Genomic DNA, 16888 nt, shown 5'->3' with positions numbered 1-16888 from the left:
TCATGTGAAGACTCAGCGAGAGTTAAGGTTGCCGGGAGTCGGCGGGTTGCGGATGACTGAAAAAGGGCACACGCTTCAGCCACAGCCGTAGCGCTTGCCAGTAGATGGCACGAATCACGTTCAGCGTCATCAATGGGTACTGCAACAGCAGCAGGTTGAGACGAACACCATTCAGAGGCTGTCGCTGCAACTGCAGGGTGGCATCAAACATCTTGCCGTCGGCATGCAGATTGCGCATATGCACATTTAACTCAGCGCCTGGCGGCGAGAAAAACCAGTCATAGTCGATATCCATGGGCATGAACGGCGACACATGAAAATCCTTGCGCATGGCAAAGCGAAAGCCGCCTTTTTGCGGGTTATCGCAGTTCAATACATAGGCGTGGCGTTCGCCCCAGGGCGTGTTGGTGATGTCGGCGACGATGGCGCGCAGGGTGGTGCCATCCGCATCAAAGCAATAGTAAAAACTGACCGGGTTGAAGCAATAGCCAAAATAGCGCATATGCGTGAGCAGGCGGATGGGGCCGGTCAGCGTAATGCCGGTTTGCTCATGCACAAGTTGCTGCACCGCGGTCTTGAGCGGCACAGTCGGATCGCCCAGATAATCACTGCGCTTGAACCAGGCCAGATTGCGTCGGCGCGATGACCAAAGCCAGCGCTGGCTGAACAGCGTGGGCAGCTCGTCGAGATCGAGATACATCATGAACAGCCGATAGCGGAAGGCATGCAGCACAGGCATGAAGCGGCGATGCCGCACCACGCCGCTGTAGATCGCGCTCTTTGGCGTCTTCAGGCTGTTGCAGGTGTCAGAATGACGTGCGTCAGGCATGCTTGAAATGCTCCAGCGCACGCAGGGCGCTGACCACGCCATCTTCATGAAAACCATTGCGCCAGTAGGCGCCTGCATAAGCGGTGCGATTCACACCGCTGATCTCGGCATGGCGCAGCTGGGCTGCCGCCCCGGCAGTGGTGTATACCGGGTGATGATACGTGAGCCGCTTGATGATCTTGTCTTCGGCGATGCCAGCAGTGTGATTCAACGTGACCAGCAATGGCTCGCGGGACTGCAAGCCCTGCAGGATATTCATATTGTAGGTGACCGCCACCCGGTCGGTCGGCGTCGGTGTCACGTGGTAATTCCAGGCCGCCCATGCCAGCTTGCGCTTGGGCAGCAGGCGTCGGTCACTATGCAGGACGATGCTGTTTTCCTGATAGGGAATCGCCCCCAGCACTTCGCGCTCAGCGGGCGTTGCATCGGCCAGCAGGCGCAGGGCCTGATCGCTGTGGCAGGCAAAAAACACCCAGTCGTAGACTTCTTCCGTGCCCCCCGCCGGTGTGATGGCGACCGCGTGTTCCAGGCGGCGCACCTGGCTCACCGGCGTGTTGAGGCGTATGCGATCTGCAAAACCGGCGGTCAACGCCTCGGCATAGCGTGCCGAACCGCCACGTATCACGCGCCATTGCGGCCTGTCGTTAACCGTGAGCATGCCGTGGTGATGGAAAAACCGCACAAAAAATCGGGCCGGGAACGCCAGCATCTGGCGCGGTTCGGTTGACCAGATGGCCGAGCCCATGGGGATGATGTAGTAATCGATAAAATCCTGGCGGTAGCCGTGGCGCGCCAGATAGTCACTCAGCGGGATTTCTTCGCCTTCTTCCAGCAGCTCCAGCGACTCGCGGTTGAAGCGCAGGATGTCATTGATCATGCGATAGAACGCGGGGCGCAGCAGATTGCGGCGCTGGGCAAACAGCGAGTTGAGCGTGGTACCGTTGTACTCCAGCCCGGTTTTTTCGCAGCGCACGCTGAAGCTCATGTCGCTATCCTGCCAGCCCACGCCGATCTCATTCAGCAGCTGGATGAAATTGGGGTAGGTGCGGTCATTGAACACGATGAAGCCGGTATCCACCGCATAAGACTTGCCTTCGTGCTGGATGTCATGGGTATGTGTATGGCCGCCAATGTAGCTTCCCGCTTCAAAGACGGTGATGTCGTGTTCGCGATGCAGATGGTAAGCCAGCGTGTTGCCGGCGATACCGGCGCCGATAATGGCGATTTTCATAAGGTGCTCTCGTTGCTATTTACGCGCCGGGCATTGCGTATGTCTGCGGGAATGCTGCGCAAGTCGCGAATCAAGCCCAGCGCCTGCAGGGCTTTCAGCCCATACCAGGTAATGTCGATTTCCCACCAGTAGAAGCCCTGGCGCGCGGCCCCGGGATAATGGTGATGATTGTTATGCCAGCCTTCGCCCAGGGTGAACAGGGCAATCAGCGCATTGTTGCGGCTCTGGTCGGCGGTCTGGTAGCGGCGGCTGCCCCAGTGGTGTGCCAGTGAATTGACGCTGAAGGTGGCGTGGTAAAGCAGCACGGTGGAGATGACAAAGCCCCACACCAGCATCTGCCAGCCATTGGTGCCCCACTCGGGCCGTATGCTCTCCAGCCATGCGCCCAGCGCATAAATGCCAGCAGCCAGCAGCAAGGGCACCACGACATCAAAGCGGTCCAGAAAACGGAGTTCGGGAAAAGCGGCCAGCTCCTTCACACGCTCGGTGCGGGTGGCAAAATGTGCGTCTGATAAAAACCAGCCCACATGGCTCCAGAAAAACCCATGATGAACGGGCGAGTGAGCGTCTTCCACCCGGTCTGAATTGGCGTGGTGATGGCGGTGCATGGAAGCCCACCACAACGGCCCGCGCTGCACAGCCGTCGCCCCCAGCAAGGCAAATACAAACTGCATGAAACGGCTGGTCTTGAAGGCGCGATGCGAAAAATAGCGATGGTAAAACCCGGTAATGGCAAACATGCGCACCAGGTACAGCAGGCCCGCCACCAGCACGGCAACTGGGCTCCAGCCCACCCAGATCACCGCCAGGCAAGCGAGGTGCAAGGCCACAAAGGGCAGGGCGCGCAGCCAGTCCACTTGATTGCCAGCATGGGCATCCACGTTTGCGGGCGCAATAGAGCTGTCCAGCCAGCGCAGCAGCCGTTGCTGTATCGGTCTTGCCTGCGGCATCAATCCGCCCCCTTGGCTGGCGTGGTCGGCAGGGCTTGCTGCGGCACCTTGCGCAAGGCGCGGCTATCGTAGCCCAGCGCGATCACCTCGGCGACCAGCTTCTGGTAGGTGTCTTCGCTGATCTGCGGCTGTCGCGCCATGATCCACACGTAATCGCGGGCATTGCGGGCAATGATGGTGTGCTGATAGTCGCTATCCAGATAGGCAATCAGGTACTCCGCCTTGATCGGCCAGATAAACTGCATGCCCCATACGGCGTTATTGGTGCCTTCACGGACAAAACCGCGTGGGTTATAGGTTTTGAGCGGGCCATCAAACGCCCCCTTGTTGAAGGTGAAGGTCGTGGCGATGGTGCCGTCCTTGTCCAGCTGGTATGACTCCACGGCGTTGTAGGCTTCGGTTTCAATCGCGGTGGGAATCACGGCGATGACATACCAGGGCCCCATGAAACGGGCGAGATCAACCTCAGGTACCGGCGTGATAGGAGGCAGCTGTTGCGTCGCACAACCGCCAAGCAGGCTGGCGACAAATGCGGCAACACACGCCAGGCTGCGGGATTTGAAACGGGAGTTTTGCATGATTAGCGTAGCCTGTAGTTGATGATGTAGCCTTCCGGGGTGGTAGAGCGCAGTGCCAGCCATTGCTGATCACTGGAATACCACAGGTCTATCTTGAGTTTGGGCGCCTCCAGCCGGTAATGCTCGGCATCGGTGGGTTGGCCTTTTACAGTGATGCTTTCCTTGCCCAGGGCGGTAATTCGGGTGTCCAGGTACTCGCCGGTCTGCGGATTGAGCAAGCGCGTCTGCTTCAGCATGGCCGGATTCCAGTAGGCAAAGGTCATGACGCAATCGCCCAGCGTTTTGGGCTTGGGCGATTGCAGCACGAAGGCGGCTTTATCCGTACTTTTGTCCAGGGCGCCCTTGACGATGGTGGTCTCGCGATTTTCTTCCGTACGGGCCTCAATCGCGTTCAGGCAATTGCCATTCCACTGCTCTTTGGCCGTGTGGCGATAGCGATAGGCGTTGACGAATAAAAACTTCACATCAAAGCTGGCTTCACTGGTCAGGGTGCGCTGGGCGCCGTTTTCTTCCAGCGCAAAGCGATGCTGGCCTATGGGTTTTTCATCCAGGAAGACATTGAATTGCCACTCCTGCGCTTGCGCGCTGTGGCAAACAAAGGCCAAAGCAATCCCGCTGACGTGCCAGAACTTCATCTTATTTCTCCTCGGGCAGGCGAGATTTTGGAAACCAGGGAAAGAACGCCGGGGTGGTTTTTACGTAGTGGGCGTAAGCAGGGCGACGGTCGGCTATATCTTTCTCCAGCAAGGCCACACCACTCACTTTCAGCAGCAGCAGCGTCATCAGCAATGGCCCGGGCAGTGCCCACCATGCACCAGCTGACAGCGCCAGCAAATAGAAGCCCCACCAGATGCTGAACTCGCCGAAGTAATTCGGATGGCGGCTGTATCGCCATACCCCGCGATCCATCACGGCACCGGCGGGTGCACTGGCCTTGAAGCGGGCGAGCTGCCAGTCCGCCAGGCTTTCCCACACCAGCCCGTTCAACCAGAGTGCGACCCCCAGCACATCGAGCCAGCCAAGCGGAGCATTAGATAGCAGGCTGCCCAGCAAGGGCAGGGAAACCAGCCAGGCCAGCACCGCCTGCAAACCAAAAATGATGTAGAGGCTTTTTAGCCAGAAATGCGGCTCGTTGTTGCGGCGTATGGCCTGGTAGCGATGATCTTCATGCGGGCCGCGATTGCGCCAGCTGAGGTAAATGGTCAAACGTAGCGCCCAGATCGTGACCAGGCCGAGAATTAGCCAGGTACGTGGCTCGACGCCGCCCAGCCAGGCATAAACGCCGGCGCCGAGCAGGAAAAACAGGCTCCACATGCTGTCGACAATGGTGACGTTGTGCCGGTAGACACTGATACCCCAGCCCGCCAGACCAAATAAGGCCATGGCGGCCAGCCCTTGCAAATAAATGCTGCCGTCAAACATGAGACCACCCGTGCTGTTGATCTGCCGCCACGGCATAGCCATCAAAGCGGATTGAGAGCCACAATAACAGTGGCGTGAGGATTGCCCAGGCCAATGCAAGCACCAGCCATGGCAGGTAACCGGATGCCAGTGTCACAGCGCCTATCCGGCTTGCCGCCAGATATGCCAGCGGGCCACCGATCAAGCCGAACACCGCTGCCAATGGCATGGAGCCGCGCAGCCAGCGCAGGCTGACATTCAGGGTGGAGGCAAACAGCAACCACAGGCAAAGCATCCATAGCGGCAGCAAGCCTGCTGGCCATGCCGAGGCGGGGTAGCTCACCAGCTCAAGCGTCAGCAAGGCCTGGTCAAACAGGCCGCCCATGACCATGGCAAGCAGGAGCAGCCTGGTTTCCTGCCCGGGAAGCAATGCCTGGCGCAGGTGCCAGTAGAGGATGGGCGCCGTGCATGCCACGCCCAGCCAGGGCAATCCATGGGCGCCGCCCCAGACACAGGCCATCCAGCCCAGCTGAAACAGCACGAAGTTGATTACTTTCAAGAACATGGGTGGTGACGATCTCAAGCCGCGGGACGCTCAAACTGATAGTGGCTGACCCACCACTCCTGGCCGTTGTTGTAGCCAAACAGCTCTGCACATGACATGAAAAAGATGCGCCAGCGATTGCGCCACATTTCGGTCTGTTGGGCACCATAGGTGGCGGCCAGCACAGGTTCAATCGCCGCCGCATGCTCGTCCATATTGGCCAGCCATGCGTTGGCCGTTTTTTCATAGTGGGTGCCATCCCAGCGCCACATCTGACGCAACTGCAAATGCCGCTGGAAGCGCAAAGGCAGGTCGTCGCTAGGCATCATGCCGCCCGAGAAGAAGAACCGGCTCATCCAGTCGTCATCGCCCGCGACTTCAAAGGCATACGGCGTCAGCTTGTGCACGAAGATATGCATGAAGAAGCGCCCGCCGGGTACCAGCCAGTCATGCACATGCTTGAACATGGTGTCGTAGTTGCGCATATGCTCAAACATCTCGACCGACACAATGCGGTCAAACTGCGTGCCGGGATTGAATTCGTTCATATCGCAGGTAATCACCTGAATATTCGGCAAGCCGCGCTTCAGGGCTTCCGACATGATGTATTCACGTTGCGACTTGGAGTTGGAGACAGCCGTGATGCGGCTGGAAGGATAATGCTTGGCCATCCACAAGGTGAGGGAACCCCAGCCGCAGCCCAGCTCCAGTATGGAGTGTCCATCCTGCAGGTCTGCATGTTCGCAGGTCAGCTGTAGCGCCAGGGCCTCTGCTTCGTCCAGCGTGCGCGTATTTTTATCCCAGTAGCACGAGCTGTATTTGCGATGCTTGCCCAGGCAATACTGAAAAAACTGGGCTGGAACCTCGTAATGCTGCGCATTGGCCAGCTCAGGCACCAGCGCAATCGGCGCTTCCCGCATGCTGTTGATGAAAGTGTTTTCAATGTCTGCGGCCGCGGCGCAATCTGCCGCTGCGATGTCCTGCAGGCGAACCTCCAACAGGCGCCGTATACCGGCGCGTATCGCATAATCAGGGACCAGTCCGCGTTCAGACCAGTCAATCGCCAGTTTGGTGACTTGCATGAAAAATCCTTAGTAAATGCCAGGGGTTAAACGCTTGCCACATTCAGGCTCTGCGCAAATTTGTTCTTGAATGACTCGGCTATGCGCTTGAAGCTTTGCTCGATCTCCATGCCTAGCGGCACGGCACCGGCTTCCTTGATGGCGTCATGCAGCGTGACGGAGGACTGGCCACCGACAAACACGGGCACATTGGTCGCATTCACCAGGTGGGTGAGCTGACGTTTGATCAGCGATGCATCGGTGATGAATGAGGCGGACAACACAATGCCGCGCGACTTCGATTGCACAACAGCGGCCGGCAGTTCTTCCAGCGGCATGTCGGTGCCCAGCAGAATGCAGCGATAGCCATGGTCATAGGCACTAAGCGCGAAAAGCAGGATGCCAGCTTCGTGGCGCTCGCCTGGCATGCAGGCGGTCAACAGGGCAGGGCCATAATCGCGACGTTTGCGATGGTGAAAGCGAGCCCCCAGCTTGTTACGCAGATACACGCCAAAGAAGTGTTCCTCGGCCACGGTACCGTCACCTCTTTCCCAGCGCTCACCCAGACGTATCAACATGGGCATCAGCAGCATGTCGGTCACGATTTCAATGGAATAAAGCGACAGCGCTTCGTTATAGGTACTCTCAAGCACCACTTCATCAAAATTGGCCACGGCCGCAGTCATGCGGGTGATCAGGCGATTCCAGAACTCTTCTTCCTGATTGCTGTAGGTATTGGCCTCGCCGGAAATCAGCGAAAAATTGATGCGGCTGATGGGGATGCCCTTATCCAGCAGATCCACCACTCTGTGCAAAATGGCGATCTGGTCTTTGGTATACAGACGATGTCCTTTGGGAGTGCGTACCGGCTCGATCAATCGATAACGGCGTTCCCAGGTACGCAGCGTGACAGGATTGATCCCGGTTAATGCCGAGACGGTACGTATAGGATAAGCATCTACATCTGGATTGGGCATGACTGACTCCTGAAAAGGAAACACTGTTTTAATAGCGTGTGATTCATCTCACATCACTTTTGTTATATTTCGATTCAAATCTTATTCAAAAGTTTAATTTATTTATACATCAATAACTTATTCAGAAAATACCTATTCAATACTTATTCAAATTAACTTATGCAATTCAGCAAAGCTGTTTGTGATTCGCTATATGGCTATATACGTTGCAAGCTGAAATTTGGATTCAAGAAAATGCACAAGCAGGCGAATTGATTCCAGCGCAACGTGGACAGGCATAGCCACACCAGAGTGCCGTTGCCACCAAGTGCATAAACTCTGGCTGCACAAGCTGATACAGCAGACGCTGAGTGAGAAAGCCTGGCTTGGCGGTTCGGGCTTGCTGAGCTGCCTGCTAAATTTGAGCGAGCTTGCCTTGATAAAGCACAGGGCCGGTAGGCGAACCTGATGGCGAGCCGCCCTGCGGTTCAAGAGTGACGGCCAGACCGCCCGTATCAAGCGCTGCAAGCAGCGTTGGGGGGATCGGCATGCTGCCTTTGCCTTGCTGCGGCAAAATGCCTAGCGAAACCGGGGCAGATTTATCCGCTGGCAATATCCAGAGTTCGAAGGATTTATCAGGGATGGCCTGGAGTGATGGCAAGGCTGCCGCGTGCATCTCGGCTTTGCCATCGGCGCTTCGGGTCAGGCTGAGCATCCACCCGGCCTTGGCATTATTATCGGTCAGCACCGCGACATTGGTCGGAGCGGGCGATGTCACACCGGCAGGCTGCTGGGCTTGCAGCACCATGAACACGGCCAGCACCACGACAAAACCGCTGGCAGCCAAGGCCAGACCGCGCCACCAGTTAAGTGCAGAGCGCAGGCGTTGTCCATACAGGCGGATCTCGATGTGCTGCCATACTTCCTTGCGCGGTGCGATGGCAGGCACCATGTCCGCCAGCAAATTCAGTCTGTGACGCCACCAGTCGATGGCTGCCTGCCATTCAGGCCGGGTTTCCACCAGCCGGAGAAAGCGTCGCCGTGCTCTGCCTCGCAGGGTGCCCAGCACATATTCGGCTGAGAGCATGTCTTTCAGGTTGTCGTTGTCGTAGTTCATATTCTCAGGCCTTCGCAATGCAGTTTTTCAGAGACTGCAATCCCCGGCGTATCCAGGTCTTGATCGTGCCTAGTGGCTGAATCAATTGCTGGGCCAGTTGTTCGTGTGCCAGGCCATGGAAATAACTCATGGCAATCGCCTGGCGCTGAAGGGGTGCCAGGGCTTTCATGCAGTTCAGCAGCACATGGGCTTCCTGTCCTGAAATAGCCTGCTCGATGGGACTGAGATCTTCCGATGCCCATTGGTCAAAATCCTGATCCTCCCCCAGTCCGTGCTCATGCGGCATGGCTCGCAACAGATCCAGGCAGCGGTTGCGCACGATGGTGGTCATCCAGGTCATGGCCGAGGCTTTGTCTTCATTAAAACTGCCGGCGTGGTGCCAGATACTGACAAATGCATCCTGCAAGGCCTCCTCCGCCAGATCGCGTCTGGTCAATATACGTACGGCAAGCCCGAATAGTTTCGCCGAAGTTGCGTCGTAGAGCTTGCTGAAGGCATGCCGATCACCCTGCGATGTTCTGGCAAGAAGCAATGAGAGTTCAGCGGGAGAAGGAGGGGAGGTGGCCATTGTGCTTATTAGTCTGGTTAGTGGTATGGCGTTTGATAAGTCTTTATACTCCGGCTCATGCTAGAAACACTCCCGGCTTTAATCAAGAGGTGGATATGAGAACGACAGGCAAAAGCCTTGCTGCACAACTAGTTTCAATGATTTTTCTATGCATGCAGCTGGCTACGCCTACCGCACAAGCCGATAGCGACAGCGAGCACATTCATCACCCACAAAAAGCCGAGTGGCCAAGCTTCGGTCGCGATTACAGCAATCAGCGCTTTGCGCCTTCCACCATCATCAATCGCCAGAACGTGAATCAGCTTGCTGAAGCCTGGCGCTTCAAGACTGGTGTGACAGGCAGCTTTCAAACTACGCCTATCGTGGCGAATGGCGTGATGTACCTTTCGCTTCCTTACAACCATGTGGTGGCATTGGATGCGCGCACGGGCAAGGAGCTCTGGCGCTATGAGCACCAGCGCCGCCCGGAGTGGAAAATGTGCTGTGGCCCGGCTAACCGTGGCGTGGCGGTGGCTTATGGCAAGGTGTTCATGGGCACGGTGGATGCGCGCCTGATCGCGCTGGATGCCAGGACCGGCAAACTGGTGTGGGATATTGATGCCGTGGACCAGGCGGTGGAAACCGAAGGCCAGGCATCCCTGGATAGCAAGGATCCCAACAGCCGTGCCAAGGTGTCAGGTGGCACCGGTATCGGCATCGCCATGGCGCCTATTGTGTACAAGGGCAAGGTGCTGGTCGGCATTACCGGCGTTGGTTACGGTTTGCATATTGATAATCCACGGGAAGATGCGCCGCTGGGTGCGGTCATTGGCTTGGCCGGGCGCTATGGCAGGCCGGGGTTTATTGCGGCATTTGATGTCGATAGCGGCAAACGTGTATGGCAGTTTGATACGATTTCGCCGGAACACTGGCTGGGGCAATTTACCGTCAAGACCGCCGATGGCATCACGCTGGATCGCGATGTGGCGACGGAAAAAGCCCAGGTCAGGCAGCATCCCGATGCCTGGCGCTATGGTGGCGGTTCCGCCTGGAGCACGCCAGCACTGGATACCGACTTGGGCCTGCTTTATTTTGGTACGGGCAACCCATCGCCCCAGATGAATGATATTGAACGGCCTGGCGATAACTTATATACCGTGTCCCTGGTAGCGCTGGATATTGAGACTGGCAAGCTGCGCTGGCATTACCAGCAGGTACCGCATGACCTCTGGGGCTACGATCTTGCCAGCCCGCCAGTCCTGTTTGACTGGCAGCATGCTGGCAAAACCATTCCCGCGGTTGGTCAGGCCAGCAAGACTGGCTGGTTTTATGCCCATGACCGCGCTACTGGACGTTTGCTGTTCAAGTCTGAAGCCTTTGTGCCGCAAAAAAACCTGTTTCATAAAGCCAGCAAGGAGGGCACCACGCTTTACCCAGGCATTCTGGGGGGCGCCAACTGGTCGCCAGTGGCACTGGATGCAGCTGCCGGGCAGGTATACGTAGCCGCCATACACGCGCCGATCACCTATACTTTGCATGAGTCTGTCGATACCGATGGCAAGCCCTTGCGCTACACCTCATCCGAACCTGCTGAAGAGCCACGCTGGGGCCTGCTGTCGGCTATCAATCTTGCCAATGGCAAGATTGCCTGGCAGCACAAAACAGCGCAGCCTTTGGTGGGCGGCGTGCTGGCAACCGCGGGTGGGCTGGTATTTACCGGCGAGGGCAATGGAAACTTTGCCGCGTATGATGCCTCCAACGGTAAGCTGCTATGGCAGGCAAAGGCGGAGGCAGGCGTGAATGCACCCGCCATCAGTTATGAAATCGATGGTGTTCAATACATTGCGGTGGCCGCGGGTGGCAACGCAATTTTCGGGTACAAACAAGGCGACAGTGTGCTGGTGTATGCATTAGGCAAATAAACGCCTGATTGCCAGGCCTCCTTGTGACCGGTGCCCGCTTAACAACGACAACAAGAAAGGCCTGCATGACAAGATTACCTTACCCGCTGGCGCTAGCTTTGGCGCTGGCATTCACTCAGCCAGCATTTGCTGCGGACACCTGGATACTCGCTAGCCAGGGAGAATCACTGACCACGGGCCAGACTCTGACGCTGGATGTGGTGAAGCCTGACAACCAGACCGACTGGCCGCAAACCTTGCAACTGAAACTTTCAGGAAGCGGCATCAGTGAAACCGTGGACCTGACGCTGCAGCCTGCCTCCAACACTACCAGCGCGCGGCGCCAATATGCAGGGCTAGTGCGCTCGGCATACAAAGGCGTTGTGCGTGCTGACCTGGTGAACGCGTCTTCCAATCGTATTCTGCTGGTAGCAGCCGATGGCGACAGCAGCCCGCCCATGCAGGTGGTCAGTGCGTCACAGGCAAACGAGCCTGCAGCGGCAGATGCCCCACCCAAACTGGTCATTGCCAAACCCGGTGAGGAGCCTGCGCTGACGGCGAATGATCCCATCTACTTCCTGCTGGGCTCCAATGATGAGCGCGGTGAAGATGCCCGTTTCCAGATCAGCTTCAAATATCGTCCTTTCGCCCCGGATGGCGCAGTGGCTGATTTTGCGCCCTTCCTGACCAATCTGTATTTTGGCTACACCCAGACCACCATCTGGGATATAGGCGAGAAGTCCAGTCCGTTCCGGGATACCTCGTATCGCCCCAGCCTGTTCTACGAATGGGGTGGCAGTGGCCGCGGCCTGATGCCGGATGACTGGCGTGGTGGCGTCGAGCACGAGTCTAACGGGCAGGGCGGCGTGGATTCACGCTCTATCAACACCGCCTTTGTGCGCCCAGCCTGGCATTGGGCCATGCCGAGTGGGCGCAGCCTGAGTTTCATGCCCAAAATCTATCAGTACCTCGACAAGGAAGACGGCAACTCGGACATACAGCGCTATCGCGGTTATGTGGACTGGCAGGTACGCTATGGCCGCGAGGATGGCTTGATGCTGAATGGACTCTATCGCCAGGGCACCGCCGGATACAGCACCGGGCAAGTGGATGTGACCTATCCCATCAGCGACAAGATATTCAACCGGACAGGTGCGTTCATCCACTTGCAAGTGTTTTCCGGTTACGGCGAAACCTTGCTTGGATATAACCGGGATAGCGACACGCAAATACGGCTGGGCTTATCGCTCACGCGCTGATCAATGGGCAGTGTAGAGCAATGGAACACCTGTTGCGATACGGTACACCCCGGCATTGGTACCCGAAGGCAGGGTCTGGAACAATTTAAAATTAAGTTGTTGATTAAATGATCTAATTTATTTTTTTGTGGTGTGGCATGCGTCTTGCGCTATCCCAAGAAGGCGTCCGTCCGGACACCGGTCGAGGGGAGAGCTCACATGCTGTTAAATTTCAAATCCATACAAACGAAAATAGCCGTTGTTGCTGGTATTTCATTGCTGGCAAGTGCCGCCATCCTGGTGACCTTCGGCTTCATTTCTTCAAAGACCAACCAGCAAGTCGTGTCAGAGCAAGTCTCTGGCCTGGTTGACCAGAATACCCGGGAGAGCCTGAAAAACCTCGCGGGGGCCGAAGCTGGCAAAATCCAGGCCAAATTTGATGTGGCGCTGGATGCAGCACGCACCATGGCACATACCTTTGTGCTATCAAAAGACACGGCCGAAAACCTGCCGCTAGGCCGCGATCAAATCAACGCCATTCTGCTGAGTGTGTTGAAAAACAATCCTGAGTTTAACGGCACCTATTCCTGTTGGGAGCCTGACGCGCTGGATGGACAGGATGCCCAGCACCGCTCCGGCAAGAATGGCAACAATCCGATCACAGGCCGTTTTACACCGTATTGGAACCGCGATGCCAATGGCAATATTGCCGTGCAGCCGCTCGTGGAGTACGACACGCTGGACAAGCACCCGAATGGCGTCATGAAAGGCGGCTGGTATATTGGCCCGCATGACACCGGAACCGAAAGCGTGCTCGATCCCTTCCCTTATATCGTGCAGGGCAAGCAGGTATGGCTGACCACGCTTTCTGTGCCCATCAGCCTGCGCGGCAAGTTTTACGGCGTCGCCGGTACTGATTACAACCTGGCGTTTGTGCAGAAGCTGGCGGAAGAGGCCGACAAGCAGCTGTTTGAAGGCAAAGGCGAAGTCGCGATTGTCAGCAACATGGGCTTGATCGTTGGCGATAGCGAAAACCCTGGCCTGGTCGGCCAGGCGTTCAACACGCTGGTGGGTGATGGCGCGGCCGAGCAGTTAGCGAATATCCAGTCTGGCGCTGCCAATGTCAGTGTCAACGACAAGAGCGGCCAGATGCTGGCATTTGCCCCGATTAACCTGGGCCGCACCGGCAAACCGTGGGCCGTGATGATCAAAGTGCCAACGGCGGTGGTGATGGCCAAGGCACATGCGCTGGATCAGGAGCTGTCCTCACGCGCCACGCATAGCACCATACTGCAGGTAGCTGTCGGTGTCGGGGTGGCGTTGGCAGGCATTCTGTTCTTGTGGTTCGCGGCGGGTACGATTTCCCGGCCCATCCGGCATGCTGCGGATGCCGCACGCAAGCTATCCCAGGGCGACACCTCAGCCGTGATGTCGGTAAACACGCGCGATGAGACCGGTCAACTGATGACCGCCATGCAGGGGATGTCCGATTCCATCAAGCGCTTGATCAGTGACACGACCATGCTGTCGCAGGCTGCGATTGAAGGGGCGCTGGCAACCCGTGCGGATGGCCAGCAGCACCAGGGAGATTTCCGCAAGGTGGTCGAAGGCGTCAATGCCACACTGGATGCCGTGATCACGCCGTTGAATGTGGCGGCCAATTATGTAGATCGGATCTCGCATGGCGATATTCCGCCGCTTATTACGGACAGTTACAACGGTGATTTCAACAAGATCAAGCACAACCTCAATACCTGTATCGAGGCTATCCAGAATCTGGTGAGCGAAGCGGGGCATCTTGAACGTGCCGCCGTTGCCGGACAACTGTCGGTTCGCGGCGATCTGGAGCGATACCAGGGCGAATTCCGCCGGGTGGTGGAAGGCTTTAATGCCACGCTGGATGCCGTGATTACGCCACTCAATGTCGCGGCGACCTATGTCGACCATCTGGCCAAGGGGCAGTTTCCACCCAAGATTACCGATGCTTATGAAGGAGATTTCAATGTCATCAAGAACAATCTGAATGATTGTATTGATGCAGTGAAGGGGCTGGTGCGCGATGCCAGCATGCTGGCCAACGCAGCTGCGGACGGCAAGCTGTCCGTACGCGCCGATGTCAGCCAGCATCAGGGCGATTATCGCAAGGTGATCGAAGGTATCAACGACACTCTGGACAATGTGATTGGCCCCCTGAATGTCGCCGCGGATTATGTGGCCCGTATTGCCCAGGGGGACATTCCTCCGGTAATTATTGAACAATACGCAGGCGACTTTGCCATCCTGAAAGACAACATCAACACCTGTGTCCTCGCCATCAACAATCTGGTGAAAGATGCCGACATGCTGGCGGATGCGGCGCGTCAGGGCCAAGTGACGGTGCGGGCAGATGCCAACCAGCATTCCGGGGACTTCCGCAAAATTGTACAAGGCGTGAATGCCACGTTGGAAATGATTGTCACGCCTATTGTCACGGTAAAAGAAGCCACCGAGGCGATCAACACCGCGGCGAAGGAAATCGCCCAGGGCAACGTCGACCTGTCGCAGCGCACCGAAGAGCAGGCCGCCTCCCTGGAAGAAACCGCATCCAGCATGGAACAGCTGGCGGCGACCGTGAAGCAGAATGCCGATAACGCCATGCATGCCAATACGCTGGCCACGGCCGCATCCGGCGTCGCGGTCAAAGGCGGCGCGGTGGTAGCCGATGTCGTCAAGACCATGGCATCCATCAATGAAAGCGCCCACAAGATCGAGGCCATTATTACTGTCATCGATGGCATCGCATTCCAGACCAACATTCTGGCACTCAATGCCGCTGTGGAAGCCGCACGTGCAGGCGAGCAGGGCAGAGGCTTTGCTGTGGTTGCTGGCGAAGTCCGTACGCTGGCACAGCGCTCTGCTTCGGCAGCCAAGGAGATCAAGGAGCTGATTACGGATTCGGTGGATAAAACCATGGCCGGTACCCAGCTGGTGGAGCATGCCGGCACTACCATGAGCGAGCTGGTCAGCTCGGTAAAACGCGTCAGCGATATCATGAGCGAAATTGCCGAAGCCTCTTCAGAGCAGAGCGAAGGTATTGCCCAGGTCAACAAGGCAGTGACGCAGATGGATGAAGTCACCCAGCAAAACGCAGCGCTGGTTGAGGAAGCGGCAGCCGCTGCAGAGTCACTCATGATGCAGGCAGATGAGCTGAAGTCAGCTGTAAGCGTATTCAAGCTCGAGCAATCCGCATCTGGCAGTGCGGTTCGCCTTGCTACCGTCAGCAAGATGAATGCGACGCGCAAGCCGGTACTGGCAGCCACCAATACGGATGGCGATAACTGGCAGACGTTCTAAAGAGGTTCAGGCGTATCAACAGGACTTTGTCCGCAAAACAAAAAGCCCCGCAAATGCGGGGTTTTTTGTTTACTGAACTGGTTTTACTGTACGTGCCAGTTAAACGTAGTAACGACGTCTTGTCGCCATGAAGCCGATCAGGCCCAGGCCTGCAAACAGCATCATGTAGCTTTGTGGCTCAGGAACTGCCGATACTGGAATCGTGATATCTGCGCCAGTGAAGTAATGGTTGGCGTTGATCTGAATGTTGGAATTCCAGGCGTTCACGATCACGTTGCCGTTGATCTGGCCACCACCACCTTGCACTGTTGCATATGGCGCCAGGATGGAACCATACACGCCGACATTGTTGAAATTCAATGTCGTGGCTTCATAGAAGTTGAACAGCACGTTGTAGTTGCTGAAGCCATTTGGCGTCCCACCCTGGAAACCAGCCACATCACCGCTTACATTGACGATGATAGTCTGATTGGATGCCAGTTGGGCAAAGCTGGAGTAGTTCACGGAATACAGATCAGCACCGCTCACATTAAATACTTGCACAGCGCTGGTGCCATCGCCAGTAAAGGTGACGCCGCCATATTGATAAGTTGCAGAACCGTTGGCACTCAGCTTGGAAAGCGAAGAGGACAGGGCGATCAACTCGGTCTTTTCATCCGAGAATGAAAAAGGAGCTGTGCCGCCACTGATGGTTGCACCGCCACCCAGGCTGGAGGTTGTGCTGGTGCCAGCCACATAAGCATTGCCATTATTAATGGAGCCGTTGGTGTAGTTGAGATTGCCACCGACAACCAGAGAGTAACCGTTGTATGGCTTATTGTTGGCGTTGACACTGTAACCGTTGACGGTTGTGTTTCCACCGACCGCTACTGCGCCTTCAGTATCGCTGTATTGGCTGTTGAATGTGGAAAATACGAACGCGTTGAATTTCCCCGCAACCCCCAAATCAACTGCAGCATTTGCCGATGCAGTCAGCGTCATGAATGCGAGTGCCAAAACGGCCTGAGTTGTTTTCTTAAACATGATGAATTTCCCCGGATTATTTAAGTTATGGGCGCATTCTAATGGCGGGGAATTGGCGGGTATATAGTACCTTGGTACTAGTGAAGGCTTTTGAAACAGGAATTTGTCACTCATCGTATTTAAGATGATGTGCTGGCTTTGTTCATCAAAAAGAAAAAGCCCCAAGTTTTTCAACTTGA

At 56.5% G+C, this 16888-nt stretch carries 15 protein-coding genes; 3 read left to right on the top strand and 12 right to left on the bottom strand.

What is annotated here, in order from left to right:
* Positions 1-22: 22 nt before the first annotated feature.
* From ACWWD9_RS07435 to ACWWD9_RS07385, 11 genes are all read right to left on the bottom strand, one after another.
* Positions 23-829, bottom strand: coding sequence for a DUF1365 domain-containing protein (locus ACWWD9_RS07435; protein ID WP_455866628.1), 807 nt, complete (start codon positions 827-829; stop codon positions 23-25).
* Complete coding sequence (locus ACWWD9_RS07430; protein WP_455866627.1) at positions 822-2060, bottom strand: NAD(P)/FAD-dependent oxidoreductase; 1239 nt, start codon at positions 2058-2060, stop codon at positions 822-824. Before ACWWD9_RS07430 ends, ACWWD9_RS07435 begins: the two co-directional genes overlap by 8 nt.
* Complete coding sequence (locus tag ACWWD9_RS07425; RefSeq protein WP_455866626.1) at positions 2057-3010, bottom strand: acyl-CoA desaturase; 954 nt, start codon at positions 3008-3010, stop codon at positions 2057-2059. Before ACWWD9_RS07425 ends, ACWWD9_RS07430 begins: the two co-directional genes overlap by 4 nt.
* A complete protein-coding gene (locus ACWWD9_RS07420) occupies positions 3010-3588 on the bottom strand; it encodes a lipocalin family protein (RefSeq protein ID WP_013442164.1) in 579 nt (192 codons plus the stop codon). Before ACWWD9_RS07420 ends, ACWWD9_RS07425 begins: the two co-directional genes overlap by 1 nt.
* 2 nt (positions 3589-3590) lie before the next feature.
* A complete protein-coding gene (locus ACWWD9_RS07415) occupies positions 3591-4223 on the bottom strand; it encodes a DUF6134 family protein (protein ID WP_455866625.1) in 633 nt (210 codons plus the stop codon).
* Position 4224: 1 nt separating this feature from the next.
* Positions 4225-5010 carry a DUF1295 domain-containing protein gene (locus tag ACWWD9_RS07410; protein ID WP_455868145.1) on the bottom strand — a complete coding sequence of 262 codons (786 nt, stop codon included), beginning with the start codon at positions 5008-5010 and terminating at the stop codon, positions 4225-4227.
* Positions 5003-5554 (bottom strand): DUF2878 domain-containing protein, encoded by a 552-nt coding sequence (locus ACWWD9_RS07405; RefSeq protein WP_455866624.1) that lies wholly within the window; start codon positions 5552-5554, stop codon positions 5003-5005. Before ACWWD9_RS07405 ends, ACWWD9_RS07410 begins: the two co-directional genes overlap by 8 nt.
* A 14-nt stretch (positions 5555-5568) precedes the next feature.
* The gene (locus ACWWD9_RS07400; RefSeq protein WP_455866623.1) at positions 5569-6615 is read right to left on the bottom strand and encodes an SAM-dependent methyltransferase; all 1047 of its coding nucleotides are present in this window, start codon (positions 6613-6615) and stop codon (positions 5569-5571) included.
* A 26-nt stretch (positions 6616-6641) separates the two neighbouring features.
* Complete coding sequence (locus tag ACWWD9_RS07395; RefSeq protein WP_013442169.1) at positions 6642-7571, bottom strand: MerR family transcriptional regulator; 930 nt, start codon at positions 7569-7571, stop codon at positions 6642-6644.
* 394 nt (positions 7572-7965) lie between these two features.
* Positions 7966-8667 carry an anti-sigma factor gene (locus ACWWD9_RS07390; RefSeq protein WP_013442170.1) on the bottom strand — a complete coding sequence of 234 codons (702 nt, stop codon included), beginning with the start codon at positions 8665-8667 and terminating at the stop codon, positions 7966-7968.
* Positions 8668-8671: 4 nt separating this feature from the next.
* Positions 8672-9235 (bottom strand): sigma-70 family RNA polymerase sigma factor, encoded by a 564-nt coding sequence (locus tag ACWWD9_RS07385; RefSeq protein WP_013442171.1) that lies wholly within the window; start codon positions 9233-9235, stop codon positions 8672-8674.
* A gap of 152 nt (positions 9236-9387) precedes the next feature.
* On the opposite strand from ACWWD9_RS07385, the gene ACWWD9_RS07380 reads away from it, so the two are divergent.
* The 3 genes from ACWWD9_RS07380 (at position 9388) to ACWWD9_RS07370 (ending at position 15686) form a co-directional block, all read left to right on the top strand.
* Positions 9388-11136: an outer membrane protein assembly factor BamB family protein gene (locus tag ACWWD9_RS07380; protein ID WP_455866622.1), complete on the top strand. Its 1749-nt coding sequence runs from the start codon at positions 9388-9390 to the stop codon at positions 11134-11136.
* 65 nt (positions 11137-11201) lie between these two features.
* Complete coding sequence (locus ACWWD9_RS07375; RefSeq protein ID WP_455866621.1) at positions 11202-12374, top strand: phospholipase A; 1173 nt, start codon at positions 11202-11204, stop codon at positions 12372-12374.
* Positions 12375-12572: 198 nt separating this feature from the next.
* Positions 12573-15686, top strand: a complete 3114-nt coding sequence (locus ACWWD9_RS07370; RefSeq protein WP_455866620.1) for a methyl-accepting chemotaxis protein — start codon at positions 12573-12575, stop codon at positions 15684-15686.
* Positions 15687-15785: 99 nt separating this feature from the next.
* Here the strand turns inward: ACWWD9_RS07370 and ACWWD9_RS07365 are convergent, their stop codons facing one another.
* Positions 15786-16883 (bottom strand): choice-of-anchor A family protein, encoded by a 1098-nt coding sequence (locus ACWWD9_RS07365; RefSeq protein ID WP_455866619.1) that lies wholly within the window; start codon positions 16881-16883, stop codon positions 15786-15788.
* Positions 16884-16888 lie beyond the last annotated feature (5 nt).

This window comes from Methylovorus sp. SPW-M1, from assembly GCF_053848825.1.
The sequence above is the reverse complement of the archived record's forward strand: the minus strand, read 5'-3'. Positions and strand labels throughout refer to the sequence as shown.